General features: G+C 61.8%; 14 protein-coding genes. 8 read left to right on the top strand and 6 right to left on the bottom strand.

The window, feature by feature from the left end; genetic code table 11:
• The first annotated feature begins 52 nt into the window (after positions 1–52).
• From KNN17_RS11185 to KNN17_RS11200, 4 genes are all read left to right on the top strand, one after another.
• Positions 53–1,753, top strand: a complete 1,701-nt coding sequence (locus KNN17_RS11185; protein ID WP_241709102.1) for a flavin-containing monooxygenase — start codon at positions 53–55, stop codon at positions 1,751–1,753.
• Positions 1,754–2,132: 379 nt separating this feature from the next.
• The gene (locus tag KNN17_RS11190) at positions 2,133–2,882 is read left to right on the top strand and encodes an SDR family NAD(P)-dependent oxidoreductase (protein ID WP_241709103.1); all 750 of its coding nucleotides are present in this window, start codon (positions 2,133–2,135) and stop codon (positions 2,880–2,882) included.
• Positions 2,883–2,956: 74 nt separating this feature from the next.
• Positions 2,957–3,496 (top strand): flavin reductase family protein, encoded by a 540-nt coding sequence (locus KNN17_RS11195; RefSeq protein ID WP_241709104.1) that lies wholly within the window; start codon positions 2,957–2,959, stop codon positions 3,494–3,496.
• 35 nt (positions 3,497–3,531) lie between these two features.
• The gene (locus KNN17_RS11200) at positions 3,532–4,074 is read left to right on the top strand and encodes an NUDIX domain-containing protein (RefSeq protein WP_241709105.1); all 543 of its coding nucleotides are present in this window, start codon (positions 3,532–3,534) and stop codon (positions 4,072–4,074) included.
• Here KNN17_RS11200 and KNN17_RS11205 read toward each other — a convergent pair.
• The gene (locus tag KNN17_RS11205; protein ID WP_241709107.1) at positions 4,062–4,412 is read right to left on the bottom strand and encodes an ArsR/SmtB family transcription factor; all 351 of its coding nucleotides are present in this window, start codon (positions 4,410–4,412) and stop codon (positions 4,062–4,064) included. The genes KNN17_RS11200 and KNN17_RS11205 overlap by 13 nt on opposite strands.
• A gap of 152 nt (positions 4,413–4,564) precedes the next feature.
• Here KNN17_RS11205 and KNN17_RS11210 point away from each other — a divergent pair, with 152 nt between their 5' ends.
• Positions 4,565–5,281 carry an NADPH-dependent F420 reductase gene (locus tag KNN17_RS11210; RefSeq protein WP_241709109.1) on the top strand — a complete coding sequence of 239 codons (717 nt, stop codon included), beginning with the start codon at positions 4,565–4,567 and terminating at the stop codon, positions 5,279–5,281.
• 129 nt (positions 5,282–5,410) lie between these two features.
• Entirely contained in the window at positions 5,411–5,611 is a 201-nt protein-coding gene (locus tag KNN17_RS11215; RefSeq protein WP_241709111.1) for a hypothetical protein, read from the top strand.
• Between the two features lie 433 nt (positions 5,612–6,044).
• Here the strand turns inward: KNN17_RS11215 and KNN17_RS11220 are convergent, their stop codons facing one another.
• From KNN17_RS11220 to KNN17_RS11235, 4 genes are all read right to left on the bottom strand, one after another.
• A complete protein-coding gene (locus KNN17_RS11220) occupies positions 6,045–7,547 on the bottom strand; it encodes an NAD-dependent succinate-semialdehyde dehydrogenase (RefSeq protein ID WP_241709112.1) in 1,503 nt (500 codons plus the stop codon).
• Between the two features lie 69 nt (positions 7,548–7,616).
• The gene (locus KNN17_RS11225; RefSeq protein ID WP_241709115.1) at positions 7,617–9,302 is read right to left on the bottom strand and encodes a thiamine pyrophosphate-dependent enzyme; all 1,686 of its coding nucleotides are present in this window, start codon (positions 9,300–9,302) and stop codon (positions 7,617–7,619) included.
• Positions 9,303–9,365: 63 nt separating this feature from the next.
• Positions 9,366–10,679, bottom strand: coding sequence for a dihydrolipoamide acetyltransferase family protein (locus KNN17_RS11230; RefSeq protein WP_241709116.1), 1,314 nt, complete (start codon positions 10,677–10,679; stop codon positions 9,366–9,368).
• Between the two features lie 26 nt (positions 10,680–10,705).
• Positions 10,706–12,922 (bottom strand): alpha-ketoacid dehydrogenase subunit alpha/beta, encoded by a 2,217-nt coding sequence (locus tag KNN17_RS11235; protein ID WP_241709118.1) that lies wholly within the window; start codon positions 12,920–12,922, stop codon positions 10,706–10,708.
• A gap of 113 nt (positions 12,923–13,035) precedes the next feature.
• Between KNN17_RS11235 and KNN17_RS11240 the strand changes: the two genes are divergently transcribed.
• Together KNN17_RS11240 and KNN17_RS11245 are read left to right on the top strand one after the other, a co-directional pair.
• Positions 13,036–13,743 carry a GntR family transcriptional regulator gene (locus KNN17_RS11240; RefSeq protein WP_241709119.1) on the top strand — a complete coding sequence of 236 codons (708 nt, stop codon included), beginning with the start codon at positions 13,036–13,038 and terminating at the stop codon, positions 13,741–13,743.
• Between the two features lie 22 nt (positions 13,744–13,765).
• On the top strand, positions 13,766–14,320 hold the full coding sequence (locus KNN17_RS11245) for a VOC family protein (RefSeq protein WP_241709120.1): 555 nt from the start codon (positions 13,766–13,768) through the stop codon (positions 14,318–14,320).
• 75 nt (positions 14,321–14,395) lie between these two features.
• Here KNN17_RS11245 and KNN17_RS11250 read toward each other — a convergent pair whose 3' ends face one another.
• The gene (locus tag KNN17_RS11250) at positions 14,396–14,785 is read right to left on the bottom strand and encodes a MerR family transcriptional regulator (protein ID WP_241709123.1); all 390 of its coding nucleotides are present in this window, start codon (positions 14,783–14,785) and stop codon (positions 14,396–14,398) included.
• Positions 14,786–15,006 lie beyond the last annotated feature (221 nt).

Here is a 15,006-nt window from a genome sequence, read left to right on the forward strand (position 1 = left end):
ACGAGTGGTGACGCCAGTGACCAGTGAAGACGCACGTCCAGGGAGCGAAGTCATGTCAAACAACCACATCCAGGACCCCACGGGCGAGACGGAGGAATATTCCGTCGTTGTGATCGGCGCGGGCATGGGGGGCATTTACGCCCTCCACCGGTTTGCAGATTTGGGACACGAGGTACACGGCTTCGAGGGAGCAGACGGCGTGGGGGGCGTGTGGTATCACAACGCCTACCCAGGTGCCCGCGTGGACTTGGAGAGCCATAGCTACGCCTTCATGTTTGATCCCGAGCTTTACGCGGGATGGGACTGGAGCGAGCGATACGCTGCACAACCCGAAATCCTGCGGTACCTCAACTATGTGGCGGACCGCCTCGATGTGCGCCGAAACCTCTCGCTGAGCACCTGGGTGACTTCGGCCGATTGGCAGCCCCACGAGAACAAGTACCTCATCAAGACCAATACCGGCCGGACGGTTTGGGCCCGCTATCTCGTGATGGCGACGGGACAGCTCTCCAAGCCCCGGAAGCCGGACTTCCCGGGACTCGATGATTTCGAGGGCGAGTGGTATCAAACCGCCCATTGGCCTAAGACCCCCGTTGAGATTGCCGGCAAGCGCGTGGCCCTCATTGGAACGGGATCTTCGGGTGTGCAGGCTGCCACGGAGATCGCCAAGACAGCCGCGCAACTCTGTGTCCTGCAGCGGACCCCGAACTACTCGATCCCTGCACACAACGGACCGGCGGACAGGAGGAAGAAGGCCCGCCTCAATAAAAAAGTTCTGCAACTGCGTGACGAGTCATATAACTCCCCGGTCGGTTATGTCATGCAGGGCTTTGCGGGCAAGGCTTCCGACTTCTCGGAAGAACAGCAGCAGCAGATTCTCGAGTCCAGATGGGCGTTCGGGGGCCAGACCCTGCTCGGAACTTTCTCCGACCAGGGGACGAACATCGATGTCAATAACGTCGTCGCAGAGTTCGTCCGCGGCAAGATCCGCGACATGATCGACGATCCCGAGACCGCCGAGAAGCTGATGCCTACCTCCTACCCGATCGGCATCCGTCGGCTCTGCATTGATACCGGGTATTACCCGATCTTCAATCAAAGCAATGTCAGTCTCGCGGACTTGAGAAGTGATCCGATCGAGTGCATCACCAAGACGGGGATTAAGACCCGGGACAATGAGTACGAGGTTGACCTGATCGTCTTTGCCCTCGGCTTCGAGGCCTTTACAGGCGCCCTGGACCAGGCCAACGTCCGCAACGAGCACGGCCAGCAGCCGAGCGACCGGTGGAAGCATAAGCCGCAGACCCATTTGGGGGTTATGACGCATGGGTTCCCGAATCTGTTTATGCTCACCGGCGCGCAAAGCCCGAGTGTGCTCGCAAACTTCTTCGTGGGGAACAACCAACACGTTGACTTTGTGGCGGATATCATTGCGCACGCCGAAAAAAAGGGCGCCGTTCGCATTGAGGCAAGCCTTGAGGCCGAGCGGGAGTGGGGCGACCACTGCAATGAGATCGCGGCGCCGCTCCTGCGCCGTGCCGTGGACAACTACATGGTCCACGTCAACAAATACGACGGCTCGCGCTATTTCATTCCGTATGCCGGTGGCTTCGACAAGTACGTCAAGAAGGTCGAAGAAGTTGTCTCCGACGACTACCGCGGCTTCGTTTTTACGAAGGCTTTCGCACCCGGCAATTCAGGACAAAGCGCGAACGAAAGCCGGAGCCGTGACGCGGTCCTCACGGCAAAGTAAATAGACAGCCAACGTGCTCCCCGGAAGCCGGACTGGTCATCCAGTTCAGGCTCCCGGGGAGCACTTTTATTCCTGCGCGCAACATATCCGTCGAAGTGCATGGCCAGGGCTTTTTGGCTTGCCCTCACGGGAGGACACACTTTGGCGCCGTTTCCTTCCTGGTTGGCACCGATGGCCATGCCGGTGCTGCCCCACCTTCTCTTAGCGTTGATTGTGGGCGAAGTCGGCAGGGCAAGCCGACGCACTGAAATCAAAGGAGATCCGGTGAGCTTCCCCAGTCCAAAACCCTCATCCCGCCGCCTACGCGAGGCCGCCAAAGGCGAGGCCAACTCTCGCGGGCAGGTATGCCCCACAACTACAAGGACATGAAGGAATAACGATGACCAACGTACTCGAAGGCAAGACCGCAATAGTCACCGGTGCCGGTTCAGGCATGGGTTTGGCAACTGCCCGCCTGTTTCATCAGCAGGGCGCGAACATTGTTCTGGCGGACTTCTCCGGGGCCCAGGAGAAAACGGCTGTCGAGCTCGGAGATCGCACGGTGCCCATCCAGGCTGACATCTCAAACGCCGCAGACGTGAAGGCAATGGTAAGCCTGGCCATCAGCGAATTCGGCGGACTGGACATTCTGTGCAACATTGCCGGGGCAAATGCTCCGATGGTCCAGCACCATGAGGCGCTGGAGTCCGATTTCGACAAGATGATCAACGTCAATCTCCGAGGCGCTTTCCTCACGATGAAGTTTGCCATTCCGGCCATGCTGGAGCGTGGCGGGGGATCGATAGTCAATGTGGCTTCAGCCGCAGCCTTGATGGGAACGCCTCTGTACGGCAGTTACAGCGCTGCCAAGACAGGCCTCCTCGGGCTGACCCGCACCATCGCCCTTGAGTACGCGGAGCAGAATATACGCGCGAATTCCATCTGCCCTGGCCCCATCAGGACTCCAATGATGGAAGAAGCCTTGGCAGAAAACCCTGCCGCCGCGGACTATCTCATCAATATGGTTCCGGCACGTCGTGTTGGAACAGCCGAAGAAGTAGCCAATGCCGTCCTGTTCCTCGCCAGTGAGCAGTCTTCGTACATTACCGGCGTCGCGTTGCCGATCGACGGCGGCCAGACCGCCGCATAATTGTCCACACAAATTCGGCCCGGGTGTGGTCAGAGAGCCATCACTCCCACGCGGGCACCGAGAGGAAGAAAACCATGACCCAAAAGTTTATGACCCGGCCGAAGGTCAGTGCATTCGGCAACGACCCTTTGCTGGTGAGAAGCACGTTCGCACAGTTTCCGTCAGGAGTGGCGGTGCTCGCGGTCGAAGCCGGCGACGAGAAGCATGCACTCGTCGCGTCATCGTTCATGGTTGGCGTGTCGCTCGAACCGTGCCTCGTCGCGGTAGCGGTGCAGAAGTCATCGGAGACATGGGAGCAGATCAAGAATGCCGCCTCACTCGGGGTATCGATCTTTGGCAAGGGGCAGGGACATCTGACCCGCAGGCTCGCAGGCAAGGACCGTGCTGCACGCTTTGAGCAGGTGGCCATCGACGTCGGTGAGGACGGGGCAGTGTTCATAGAAGATGCGGCGTTGTGGCTCGAGTGCTCGGTCCACGAGGTTTCAGAGGCCGGCGATCACTGGATGGCGCTGCTTGAGGTGAAGAAGCTCGGAGTGGGCGAAAACGAGCCGCTCATTTGGCACGGCGCCAAGTTCCGCGACCTCGTCAACGCGCAGTCGATCGACGTGGTGTAGCAGACTGAGCGGTTGCTGTGCGTTGGAAGGACACTATGAGGGTCGTTGATGCGGCGTCCGGCGAGAGGTTTCCCTCGCGCGCTGCGCGTGACATCCCTGCGGACCGCACCGTGATAGCGGCCGTCATCCAGTGGCGGGACAAGATTGCCCTGTTCAGAAGAAGCGGAAAACTTGGCCACGACAGTGGCCTTTGGCACTGCATTACCGGTTTTATGGAAGCCGGGGCCACGCCTGAACAGCAGACCCTTGAAGAGTTGTTTGAGGAAGCAGGTCTGCAAACCAAAGACCTCCTGGGACTCCTGCCGGGACCGGACTTGGTGGTGGCTGACGGCTTGAGCAATCCTTGGCTCATCCATACCTTCACTGCCTTGACGTCCCGACGGCGGCTGAAGATCAATTGGGAAAACGACGCCTACCGGTGGACCGCTCCGCACAAGGCCAAGCGTTTCGCTAACCGCGTGGACTGGCTGGACAACGTACTCGATGCGACCGGTCATGTCCCGCGTACCGCTCCGGCGCCTGAACCCGGGGCATCCTCGGGATGGATCCCGGGTGGCGCTCCACGTCAGGAGGCCTGACGATCCCCGTGGTTGAAGTGGGCAGCCTCCTGGAGGATCAGTTTCAGCAGGCCGGGGAAGCGGACTTCCAGGTCATCGCTGCGCAGCCGGCTCATGCGGCGGACGCCCACGTCGTGCTGATGGATCACGCCAGCCTCACGCAGCACCCGAAAATGGCGGGTCCCGGCAGACTTTGTCACTGGAAGGGCAAAGTCGGTGCACGGGATGTCCTCGCTGCTGCCAGCCAGCTTGATGACGATCCCCAGCCGCACCGGGTCAGTCACGGCCGCCATCAGGCGGAACAGGTCCAGTTCACTGGCGTCAGGGTGTGTGAGGGGATTGGAAGTTCGGCTGGCCATGTGCCCAGTCTATCGCTAAAACCGCCTATGTTTACCCTGACGCGAACATAAGATACATTTAACGCCAGACCCACCCACCAGTGCGTGCCACCAACGGGCCGGAGCTTTCAGGTTTCCGCCCCATCCACGACTCTCGACTGAGGAAACAAAAAATGCCCACACTTGGAATTATTGGCACCGGGAACATCGGTGCTGCCATCGCTCGTCTCGCCGTAAATGCCGGCATCCCGGTAGTGCTGTCCAATTCCCGCGGCCCGGAGACACTCGCAGGCCTCGTCTCAGAGTTGGGACCGCTGGCTTCCGCCGGCACCATCGAACAGTCCGCAGCGGCCGGAGACGTTGTTGTGCTGTCCGTGCCGCTCACGGCGCATAGCGCCATTCCCGCATCCCTGCTGGAAGGGAAGGCCGTACTCGACACCACCAACTACTACCCGTTCCGGGATGGAAGGGTGTCTGAGCTCGACGAGGAACGGCTGACTACGAGCGAACTCGTGCTACGGCACTTTCAAGGAGCCGGCCTGACGAAGGCCTTTAACAACATCCTCGCGCACCACATCCCCCAGCTGGCGCGCCCCGCCGGCGCACCCGATCGCACCGCCCTTCCCGTGGCGGGCGATGACGCTTCCGCCAAGACCAAGGTCATGAGCCTTATCGGGCAACTGGGTTTCGATGCAGTGGACGCCGGTTCGTTGGCTGAGAGCTGGCGTTTCGAGCCGGAAGCCGGTGCCTACACCAGGCTTTACCTGGCGGACGCCGCCACCCCGGACGACAGCATGCTCGAAGCTCCCGCCGCACCTGTGTCCGCTGAGCGGCTGAGCGACGCACTGAAGCGTGCCGAACCGGTGCGGGTTGCCGCTCGCACCTTCTAGAAACCGTTCCACGGCGGGCTGGCCTTAGGGTCAAGCCTTTGACGGCGGCACTAAGGCCAGCGGGGCATACAGGCCCTTACTGTGGGCCTGGAGGTCGGAGACCGGGTCGGTATCGCACCCTCATCTGCAATGACCGACTACTCGCTGCACAGCGAACTCGTCCTGGCCACCTCACGTGTCGTTCTGCCGACGGCCTCCAGCAGCGTGGGATTGGCAACCACTCAATCGCTGATCTTCGATCCGGTCGCAGGTCCGCTGGTGCCGCGCGCCTCACTGACGCCGCCGCACATACCAGGAGCCTCGCCCCTGAGCTGGATGCGGTTTTATTAGCTCGCTGACATCGCGGAGGCCTACAGATACCTGGAGTCCAATACTCAGGTGGGCAAGATCGTCGTCCCGGTACTGGCCTGATTCTTTCGATGATCACGGTGGCGACGTCGGAAACGACCACCCAATCCGAGTTGATGGGCCGGACGTCGATCTAGTCCCCGATACAGGTCCGATGGAGGATCTTCCACACGCCATCGCGATTCTCGCACAGATCGCGCTAGCGGCCCAGTGGTGAATGTTCCTCGGGTCTCGCACTGGGGAGCCTGGCATCCCGAGGACCCGATCTACAAGGACTGGGTGGACAGCCCGCCGACGGAATTCTCCCGGTAGCCACCACACGCGTCGCGGCTGCCTTTCCTGAAGTAAGCACTAAAGCGCCTGCCGGCCCCACGTACGGGGCAGACAGGCGCTTTAGTGTTCCGGGGTGGCTTGTCTAGCTGGCGTGGGGGTCTGCGAGGCCGATGTACTGGATGGTGGTGTATTCGGCGATGCCTTCGGATCCGCCTTCGCGGCCGAGGCCGGATTGTTTGACGCCGCCGAAGGGGGCTGCGGCGTTGGAGATGACGCCGGCGTTTAAGCCGACCATGCCGAACTCGATCTGCTCTGCCACGCGCAGGAGCTGGTTGAAGTCTCGGCTGTAGAGGTAGGAAGCGAGGCCGTATTCGGTGTTGTTGGCGAGCCGGATGGCGTCCTCCTCGGTTTTGAAGGTGGTGACCGGGGCGACGGGACCGAAAATTTCCTGGCCTAGAATCGCTGCGCCGTTGGGAACGTTGGCGAGGACCGTGGGCTGGTAGAAGTATCCGGGCCCGTCCACGGGCCCGCCACCTGTAACGGCGGTAGCCCCGGCGTCGACGGCGGCAGCCACCAGGGCGTGCACGTCATCTCGGGCGCCGGCGTCGATCAGCGGACCGACCTGGGTGCAGGGGTCGGTGCCGCGGCCGGTGGTCAAGGCGCCCATGGCCGCAGCAAACTTCTGTGTGAACTCGGCGGAGACGGATTCCTGGACGAGGAAGCGGTTGGCGGCGGTGCAGGCTTCACCCATGTTTCGCATTTTGGCCGCAATGGCCCCTTCGACGGCCTTGTCCAGGTCGGCGTCCTCAAACACGATGAACGGGGCATTCCCGCCCAATTCCATGGAGGTCCGCAGCACATTCTGAGCCGCGTCGGCCATGAGGCGCTTGCCCACCGGTGTGGAGCCGGTGAACGAAACCTTCCGCAGCCGTGAGTCTTTGAGCAGGGGGCCGGAGATCCCGGACGCGCTGGAGGAGGCCACGACGTTCAGGACACCGGCGGGCAGTCCGGCATCGAGCATGGTCTGCGCGAAGTACTGCGCGGTGAGCGGGGTGAGCTTCGCGGGCTTGAGGATCATGGTGCAACCCGCTGCTACGGCGGGGGCGACCTTGCGGGTGGCCATGGCGAGCGGGAAGTTCCAGGGGGTGATGAGCAGGCACGGTCCGACGGGCTTGTGCTGGACGAGGATCTTGTTTTTGCCTTCGGGTGTGGTGAGGTAACGGCCGTAGTCGCGGACGGTTTCTTCGGAGAACCAGCGCAGGAATTCGGCCCCGTAGGTGACTTCGCCGCGGGCTTCGGCCAGCGGTTTGCCCATTTCCAGGGTCATCAGGAGGGCGAAGTCCTCGGCGCGTTCGGTGACCAGGTCAAAGGCGCGGCGGAGGATTTCGGCGCGTTCTCGCGGGGCGGTCCGCGCCCAGGACGCCTGGGCGGCGTCGGCTGCGTCCAGCGCGGCGAGAGCGTCCTCGCTGGTCGCGGAAGCAAGGGTGGCGAGCACCTCCCCGGTCGCGGGGTCGTGGACGTCGAACGTGCCGCCGTCGGACGCGTCCCGCCACTGCCCGCCGATCAGCAGGCCGGTGGGGACGGAGTCGAGGAGCGAAGCTTCGCGTTCGGGTGAAACGGCAGGGGAAAGCGCGGAAACAGTCATGAAGGGAAGTCCTTAAAAGTTGTAGGGGTATGGGCGGGCGCAACCGACCCGGGGGCTGATGGGGGAGGGTTAGTAGGCTTTGACCCGCTGCTCAACCACCAGATGGATGAGCGCAAACACGCTGTCCTCGTTGATGGCTCGCAGCGCCGCTTTGATAGCGGCAGGAACGTCTGCATCATGTTCTACCTTGACGCCGAAGCCGCCGAAGGCCTGGGCCATGAGCGCGAACTCCGGGTTCTTCAACTGCGTTCCGGACACCCTTTCCGGGTAGTGCCGTTCCTGGTGGGTGCGGATGGTGCCGTATTCCTGGTTGTCCATGACGATGACCAGGGGAGTGGCGCCGTACTGGGCGGCTGTTGCCAGTTCCTGGCCGTTCATGAGGAATTCGCCGTCACCGGCAATAGTCACCACACGCCTGCCCGGGTATTCCAGGGACGCGGCGATGGCGGACGGTATGGAGTAGCCCATGGAGCCATTGCGGGCGCTGATCATCGAGGCATAACGCTGGGTGGGGAAGTAGCGGTGTGCCCAGTTGGTGTGCTCGCCGGCGCCGAGGGTGACCATCGCGTCGGCTGGCAGGGTGGGGACCAGGTTGGCCATCAGGGTGTCCATCCGTGCGGGACCGGCCGACGGCGTCGCCGGGGGGAGCGCGGCGAAGGCAACCTGTTCGGCGCGCATTTTGGCCGTCCAGTTCACCCATTCGTCTTTGACTGGAAGTTCGATCTTGGCCAGGTCGCGGATAAAGACGTCCGGTTTGGCCAGGATTTGGTAGGAGACGGGTCCGGAGCGGCCGCGGAGGGATGGGTCGATGGTGACGAGGAAGTTCTTTTTGGTCCAGTCCTGGCGGCACAGGAACCCGTCGGTAATGACGTCCCCTGGGACCGTGCCAACAAAGATCAGCAGGTCGGTTTCTTCCAGCAGGTCGTAGGTGGGTCGGGGCCGGCCGTAGCCGATGGGGCCTACGTAGGACGGGGAATCGAAGGGGATGGTGCCTTCGGTGCGCCATTCGGCTGCGGCGGGGATGCGGTGCTTTTCCAGCCAGCGTGTGAGCTGGTCGGCGCCTTCCTGGGTCCAGTCGTTTCCACCGGTGACGAAGAGTGGCTTGCTGGACGCGGCCAGGGCATCGGCCAACGCAGCCGCGTCCACAGTGGTCATTCCGCCGGTGGCGACCGGGATGGGGGGATGCAGCCTGGCGTTGATCTGCTGGCGGATGACGTCCTCGGGCAGGCCGACGACGACGGGGCCGGGCCGTCCGCTCATTGCCGCGAACAGGGCTTCGGCGACGATTTCGGAGGCACGTTCGGCGTTATCGAGGACCATCACGCGCTTGGCACCGGTGTCGAACCAGGCTTTGATGTCGAACTCCTGGAAGGCCTCGCGGTCCCTATGGGCGAAGGGGATCAGCCCAACAAAAAGCACCATGGGGGTGGAGTCTTGCCACGCGGTGTGCAGTCCAACGTGGGCATTGGCAGCGCCGGGACCACGGGTAACCATCGCAATGCCAGGCAGCTGGTTCATCTTCCCGTCAGCCTCTGCCATGTACGTCGCTCCACCCTCGTGGCGGCACACGATGGTTTCGATGGGCGAATCGTGGAGTCCGTCAAGAACGTCAAGGAAGCTCTCGCCGGGCACCACATGGGCCCGCTTGATGCCATGGGCGGCCAGCGTATCAACGATGACGTGGCCAGCGGACTTGAGGGATGCCTGCGGCAGGTCCCCTGGCAACTCGTCTTGCTCGGCTGTTACTTGAGTCATGGATAAAACCTTTTCGCTGGATGCCGCGTCTTTGCGCAACAGGAATTCAGTTAGTGGATGCAATTACAGGAGAATGCTGAGCGGGCTCTCGATGCGCCTCTTAAAGGCGCCCAACAATTGGGCTGCCACCGCGCCGTCGATAACCCGGTGGTCTGCGGAGAGAGTGCAACTCATGACCGTGGCAACTGCCAACTGGCCGTCGCGCACCGCCGGGCGCTGCTCTGCGGCCCCGACGGCCAGGATCCCTGCCTGGGGCGGGTTGAGGATGGCCGAGAACTCCCGTGTCCCGTACATTCCCAGGTTCGTGAGGCTGAAGGACCCGCCGTCGAGTTCCTGCTGCCGGATCCGGCCGGCGCTGGCGCGTTCTTTGTAGTCGCCCATGATTCTGCCCAGGGAGCTGAGGGAGAGGTTTTCCAGGCCGCGGACCACCGGTGTCAGCAGGCCGTCTGTGGTGGCGATAGCCACGGAGATATCCACCGTGGAATAGCGGCGGACGGCGTCTCCTTGCCATGACGCGTTTGCGGCGGGCACGTCTACGAGGGCACCTCCGAGGGCTTTCAGGACGAGGTCATTGACGGTTGCCTTCTGGCCCGCAGGGATCGAGTCCTGGTTAATTTGCTTGCGTAAAGCCAGGAGGGCGTCCATTTCGACGTCGATGGAGACATAGAAATGGGGAACGGTAGTCTTCGACTCGGTCAGCCGCCGTGCGATGGCCTTGCGCATGCCTGAGAGCGGTACGTCCTGGAAGTTTTGCATGCCCGCCGTCTGCGACGAAGCCGTTGGGGCAGCGGGGAGGGGTCCTTCCGCCTTGGGGACGGGCTGCGGGCCTGCTGCTTGTTGCCTTCCGGCAGCTTCAACATCTCCGCGCAGGATCCTGCCGTTGGGTCCGGAGCCTGCCAATGCTGAAAGGTCGATGCCCATGTCTTTTGCGAGCTTTCGGGCCAAGGGTGACCCGAATATGCGCGAGGCCCGTCCTTGAGCATTCCGGGACGGTTCCTGGCTGGCGCCCGGAGCCGCAGGCCGCGTATCCCGCCGGGTTGTTGGTGCTTCAGTGTCCTCCGGCACGGGATGTTCTGCATGGCTGTGTGAGGCGCCGCCGGCGGAGGCGATCTGCTTGTCTATGGACGCCTCGTCTTCCCCCGCTTCGACGAGCACAGCAATGGGCTCACCGACACCCACGGAAGTTCCCGGCTGTATTAACAGCCTTCCGATGGTGCCCGGAGATTCAGCCTGTAGTTCAACAGTGGCCTTTTCAGTCTCAATTTCGGCGATGGGCTGTCCGGCGGCGATTGTGTCGCCTATTTTCACGAGCCAGTCCTGGAGGGCTGCCTCGGTGGCGTCTGCGACGACGGCCGGCATGGTGATAATGGTTGCCATGGTGAATGTCCTTCGATGGATCGGGTTCAGGAACGGCCGAGGTTGCGGGCTACTTCGTCGAAGCCGGCAAGGACGTCGTCGAGATCGGCGTTGGCGGCAGCCTCAAGGACTTTCGAGATGCTCGGCGCGGCTTCCTTACCCGTGACCCGCTGAACGGGCTGGTCGAGGTAGTCGAAGAATCTGCGCTGGATCTCGTCGGACAGCCAGCCGCCATATGAGGTGCCGCGGGCACCCTGCTCGACGATCAGGACGTTGTTGGTCTTCTGGATTGAGGCGCCGATCGTGTCCCAGTCCAGGGAGGCCCGGTCAAGCCACCGCAGATCGATAATTTCGGCATCGAGATCGAGGCGCCGCCCGGCAGCCTGAAGCGAAACATCCACCATGTTCAGGTAGCTCAGTACGGTGACGCCTTCGCCCGCCCGCCGCACGGCAGCTTTTCCCACTGGCAACTGGTAATCGAGATTCCCCGCGGGGATGTCTCCCTTGGTCCCGTAGAGGTCGACGTGTTCAAGCACGAGCACCGGGTCCTGGAGTTCCAAAGCAGTATTCATCAGGCCGATATAGTCGTGCGGCGTTGACGGCGCCACGATGCGCCAGCCTGGGTTGTTGGCAAAGATGCCTGCCGGATCCATGGAATGCTGGGAGCCATAGCCGGCTCCCATTGCCACCTTTGAGCGCAGAACCACGGGCATCGCCGACTGGCCGCCGAACATGTGCCGGGCCTTGCCGATCTGGTTGAAAATCTGGTCAGCGGCGACCCAGAGGAAGTCCGAGTACATGAATTCAACGACCGGTTTGTAGCGCCCGGTCATGGACAGGCCGCCTGCGAGGCCCGCGAAGGCGTTCTCGCTGATCGGTGTGCCAAGAACCCGATCGGGATAGGCGTCCTTCAGCCCGCGGGTAGCCCCGTTGGTGCCGCCTTTGAGCCGGTGAACGTCCTCGCCCAGGACCAGCACGCCGGGGTCCAGATCCATCCTGCGCCCAAGTACGTCTGCAATAGCATCCACGAAGCGGCGCTCCTCGGTGCCGGCTTCTGTTTGTCCTTCGGTGGTTGATCCTGTCAGGGCCGGTTCGCTCCTGATGTCGGTATCCACCGCGGCGGGATCCGGCCAAAGCGTGGGGCGGATCCGGCGGCCGCCTTTCGCGCTCTCCGGGTCTTTCTCGGTAATTCCGTCAACAATCCGGGTAATGTGCTCCGTGATCTGCAAGGTGAGATCAGTCAGCTGTTCGTCCGTGAGGAGTCCGCGCCGCGTCATCTCTGCGGCCAGTTTGGCCAAGGGGTCGCGGTCACGCCACTGCTTCTCCTCCTCCTTCGTTCGGTATCCGAAGGCGCTGCCGGGGAAGGGGCCGTTCTGGTGGAAATAGCGGTAGGTTTCCGCCTCGATGAGGGTTGCTCCCTTGCCGGCGCGCATGTGATCCACGGCTGCCTTCTGGGCAAGGTAGACCGCGAGGGGATCCATGCCGTCCACGCGCCAGGACCTGATTCCGAAGCCGGGGCCACGAGCGGCCAGACGAGCTTCACCGGTCACGTCGGCAACATGGGTCGAGACCGCGTAGAGATTGTTTTCGATATAGAAGCACAGCGGCAAGCGCCAGGCAGCAGCCAGATTCAGCGTCTCCAGCGTCGAACCTATATTTGAGGCGCCATCGCCGAAATAGGTCACAGTGACCCCCATGCCGCCAGCCTGCCCGCCGTCGTCGTGGACTTCTGCGTCATGGCGCTGTGCCCAGGCATTGCCCGCGGCAAGGGGCACGCCGCCACCCACGATCGCGTTCGTGCCCAAAGCTCCGGCCTCAAGCCATTGCAGGTGCATTGAGCCGCCCCGGCCGCCGCTGAACCCGGCCTTGAGACCCAAAATCTCGGACATCGTCCGTCGGATGAATTCCGTGACCTGGTCGTTCTTTATCCCGTCGATGATCGACATACCGTTCGGGGACAGATAGGCAAGACCCTTTGCCAAGAATTGGTGATGGCCGCGGTGCGTGCCGTTGACGCCGTCAGCACCGCGCAGCGCGAGAACAGATCCCACGGCTGCTCCCTCCTGGCCAATGCTGGAGTGGGCCGGGCCATGTACGAGGCCCTCTGCCGCCAGCTGCAGCACAACTTCCTCAAAAATCCGGATGGTGTGCATTTGTACCAGCATGGATTCGAGCAACTCGGGAGATGCCGCGTCCCAGTCTTCGCGGGTCGTGCGCAATTCTGTGCACTCTGTCGAGTAGGTCAAGGGCGTGGTGGTTGACATCTTTGGCTCCCATGGGGCGTACGTGCATCGCATCTGCGTTCGTCCCACCTTAGACGTGTCAATGGATCCAATGCAAGGTATACAACCTTGTTTAGTCCGACAATAATCCTCGAATGGATCCATTTGCGGTGAATCAGTATGCTGTACGTATGGCCACCCAAGCTGTTCTGTTGAAGAAATCTGGCGCTGCAAGTCAGCGCATCGCAGACGAATTAAGTCAAAGGATTCTCGACGGGGACCTCGCGCCCGGCACGAGGATCCGCCAGGAGCAGATCGCGGAAGAGTTCGGTGTGAGCAGGCTGCCGATCCGTGAAGCGCTGCGCATTCTTGAATCACATGGACTCGTCACACTGGTTGCCTCCTCTGGAGCCTGGGTCAGTTCCATGAACCTCGCTGAGTGCCAGGAGACGTATCTGATCCGCGAACGCGTTGAGCCGCTCGCGCTGGGCAAGGCCATCGACAGCGTCAGCATCGAAACTTTGGATCGGCTCACTCAATTGGCCATGGAGATGGAGAACTGCCAGGTGGTGGAGGATTTCGTCGAACTGGACCGCGAGTTCCACCTGCTCAGTTTTCAGGACGCGGGCATGCCAACCTTGCTGGAGATGGTCGAAAGGCTCTGGAACACCACCCAGCATTATCGGCGCGCATACGTCCAGCTGATCGGTCCCGAGGGACTCGAAGACACGCATTTGGAGCATCGGCTCATTTTGGCGGCCATCCGCCGGCGTGACATCCGCTCTGCGGAGGAATTGCTGGCGATGCATGTCCGCAAAACCCGCATTTCCCTGCTTGATCACCCTGAAATATTTGACCGCTAAAGAAATTTGGTTGGAGAAGTACATGAACCGGGACGTCGAACAGCAAGATGATGCCCTCAAGGAACGGCGCGGGCTACCGGGTATTCGTGGCACGGACCACATCGGATTCACGGTGCCCGACATGGAGCAAGCTCACGAATTCTTCGTCAACGTCATAGGGTGCCAGCACGTCTACTCGCTGGGGCCGTATCCACAGGACCCCGGGTTGATGCGGACGAAGCTTAACGTCCACCCGGAGGCGACACTGGCGGAGATACGCTTCTACCGCTGCTTCAACGGGGCGAATTTTGAGGTCTTCAACTACTCCTCCCCGGATCAACGGCGGGAACAGCCCCGCAACAGTGACATCGGCGGTCATCACCTCGCCTTCTACGTTGACGATCTCGATGCGGCCGTCGACTACCTGAAGGGCCAGGGGATCCAGGTACTCGGGGAACCGACCTTGAGCTCAGGAGCCAGCAAGGGCCAGCGTTGGGTCTACTTCCTGGCGCCTTGGGGGATGCAATTCGAACTCGTGTCCTTTCCGAAAGGAAAAGAGTACGAATCGCAAACACCCCTGCGGCTCTGGATGCCGTAAGGAGAGCTGCGCAACGGCAATCTTTGTCACGAACACACCCGCTGGGACGAGGACGACGCTGCATGCCGGCGGTTTCTAGCTTGCGAGGACCTTGCGCGAAGTGGTGGCGGCGTCGTCCAGGGCTTCAATGTAACGGGTGATCGCATCGCGGTTCTGGATGAGGAGATCAATCTTCTGCGACATCCGCTCCCGCTCATGAATCAGCAGCTCCCGAAGTTTTGGATCGGGGTCCGCGACGACAATCTCCTGCGGTTGATCCAAGCACGGCAGGATGTCACTGATAATCCTTGTCGGTATCCCAGCATCAATCAGGCCGCGGACTTTCTGCACGCGGTCCAGCAGATAGTCGTCATAGACGCGGTAGCCGTTGTCGAGCCGGCGTGGCACGACCAGCCCCTGCTCTTCGTAATACCTCAGCATCCGTGCGGGCACGCCCGACCGCTCTGCCAATTCTCCGATACGCATGGCGCTCCTCTGTCGTCTGCTTGACGTAAACACTAGCGACAACGCCAAGAACTTGCCGCCAACCTAACACTCATATCCTGAAAGTGTCTCACTTCATGGGAAAGTTTTTCTTGACGCAAACGCCGGCGCTTAGTACTGTCGGCATACCGACCCCGATGTGAAGGTTCGGGCGGTCATCACATGAACACCCAGCCGCCTTTGGCGCTGGCACAACGCGCTCA

This window comes from Arthrobacter bambusae, from assembly GCF_022606295.1.
GTDB classification, from domain to species: Bacteria; Actinomycetota; Actinomycetes; order Actinomycetales; family Micrococcaceae; genus Arthrobacter; species Arthrobacter bambusae_A.

Bases quoted from the DNA above. Each gene is read 5' to 3' on its own strand.
- KNN17_RS11245 (WP_241709120.1), top strand. From the start codon at position 13,766: ATGAACCGGGACGTCGAACAGCAAGATGATGCCCTCAAGGAACGGCGC.
- KNN17_RS11215 (WP_241709111.1), top strand. From the start codon at position 5,411: ATGACCGACTACTCGCTGCACAGCGAACTCGTCCTGGCCACCTCACGT.
- KNN17_RS11185 (WP_241709102.1), top strand. From the start codon at position 53: ATGTCAAACAACCACATCCAGGACCCCACGGGCGAGACGGAGGAATAT.
- KNN17_RS11220 (WP_241709112.1), bottom strand. From the start codon at position 7,547: ATGACTGTTTCCGCGCTTTCCCCTGCCGTTTCACCCGAACGCGAAGCT.
- KNN17_RS11200 (WP_241709105.1), top strand. From the start codon at position 3,532: ATGAGGGTCGTTGATGCGGCGTCCGGCGAGAGGTTTCCCTCGCGCGCT.
- KNN17_RS11225 (WP_241709115.1), bottom strand. From the start codon at position 9,302: ATGACTCAAGTAACAGCCGAGCAAGACGAGTTGCCAGGGGACCTGCCG.
- KNN17_RS11230 (WP_241709116.1), bottom strand. From the start codon at position 10,679: ATGGCAACCATTATCACCATGCCGGCCGTCGTCGCAGACGCCACCGAG.
- KNN17_RS11195 (WP_241709104.1), top strand. From the start codon at position 2,957: ATGACCCAAAAGTTTATGACCCGGCCGAAGGTCAGTGCATTCGGCAAC.
- KNN17_RS11235 (WP_241709118.1), bottom strand. From the start codon at position 12,922: ATGTCAACCACCACGCCCTTGACCTACTCGACAGAGTGCACAGAATTG.
- KNN17_RS11240 (WP_241709119.1), top strand. From the start codon at position 13,036: ATGGATCCATTTGCGGTGAATCAGTATGCTGTACGTATGGCCACCCAA.
- KNN17_RS11210 (WP_241709109.1), top strand. From the start codon at position 4,565: ATGCCCACACTTGGAATTATTGGCACCGGGAACATCGGTGCTGCCATC.
- KNN17_RS11205 (WP_241709107.1), bottom strand. From the start codon at position 4,412: ATGGCCAGCCGAACTTCCAATCCCCTCACACACCCTGACGCCAGTGAA.
- KNN17_RS11190 (WP_241709103.1), top strand. From the start codon at position 2,133: ATGACCAACGTACTCGAAGGCAAGACCGCAATAGTCACCGGTGCCGGT.
- KNN17_RS11250 (WP_241709123.1), bottom strand. From the start codon at position 14,785: ATGCGTATCGGAGAATTGGCAGAGCGGTCGGGCGTGCCCGCACGGATG.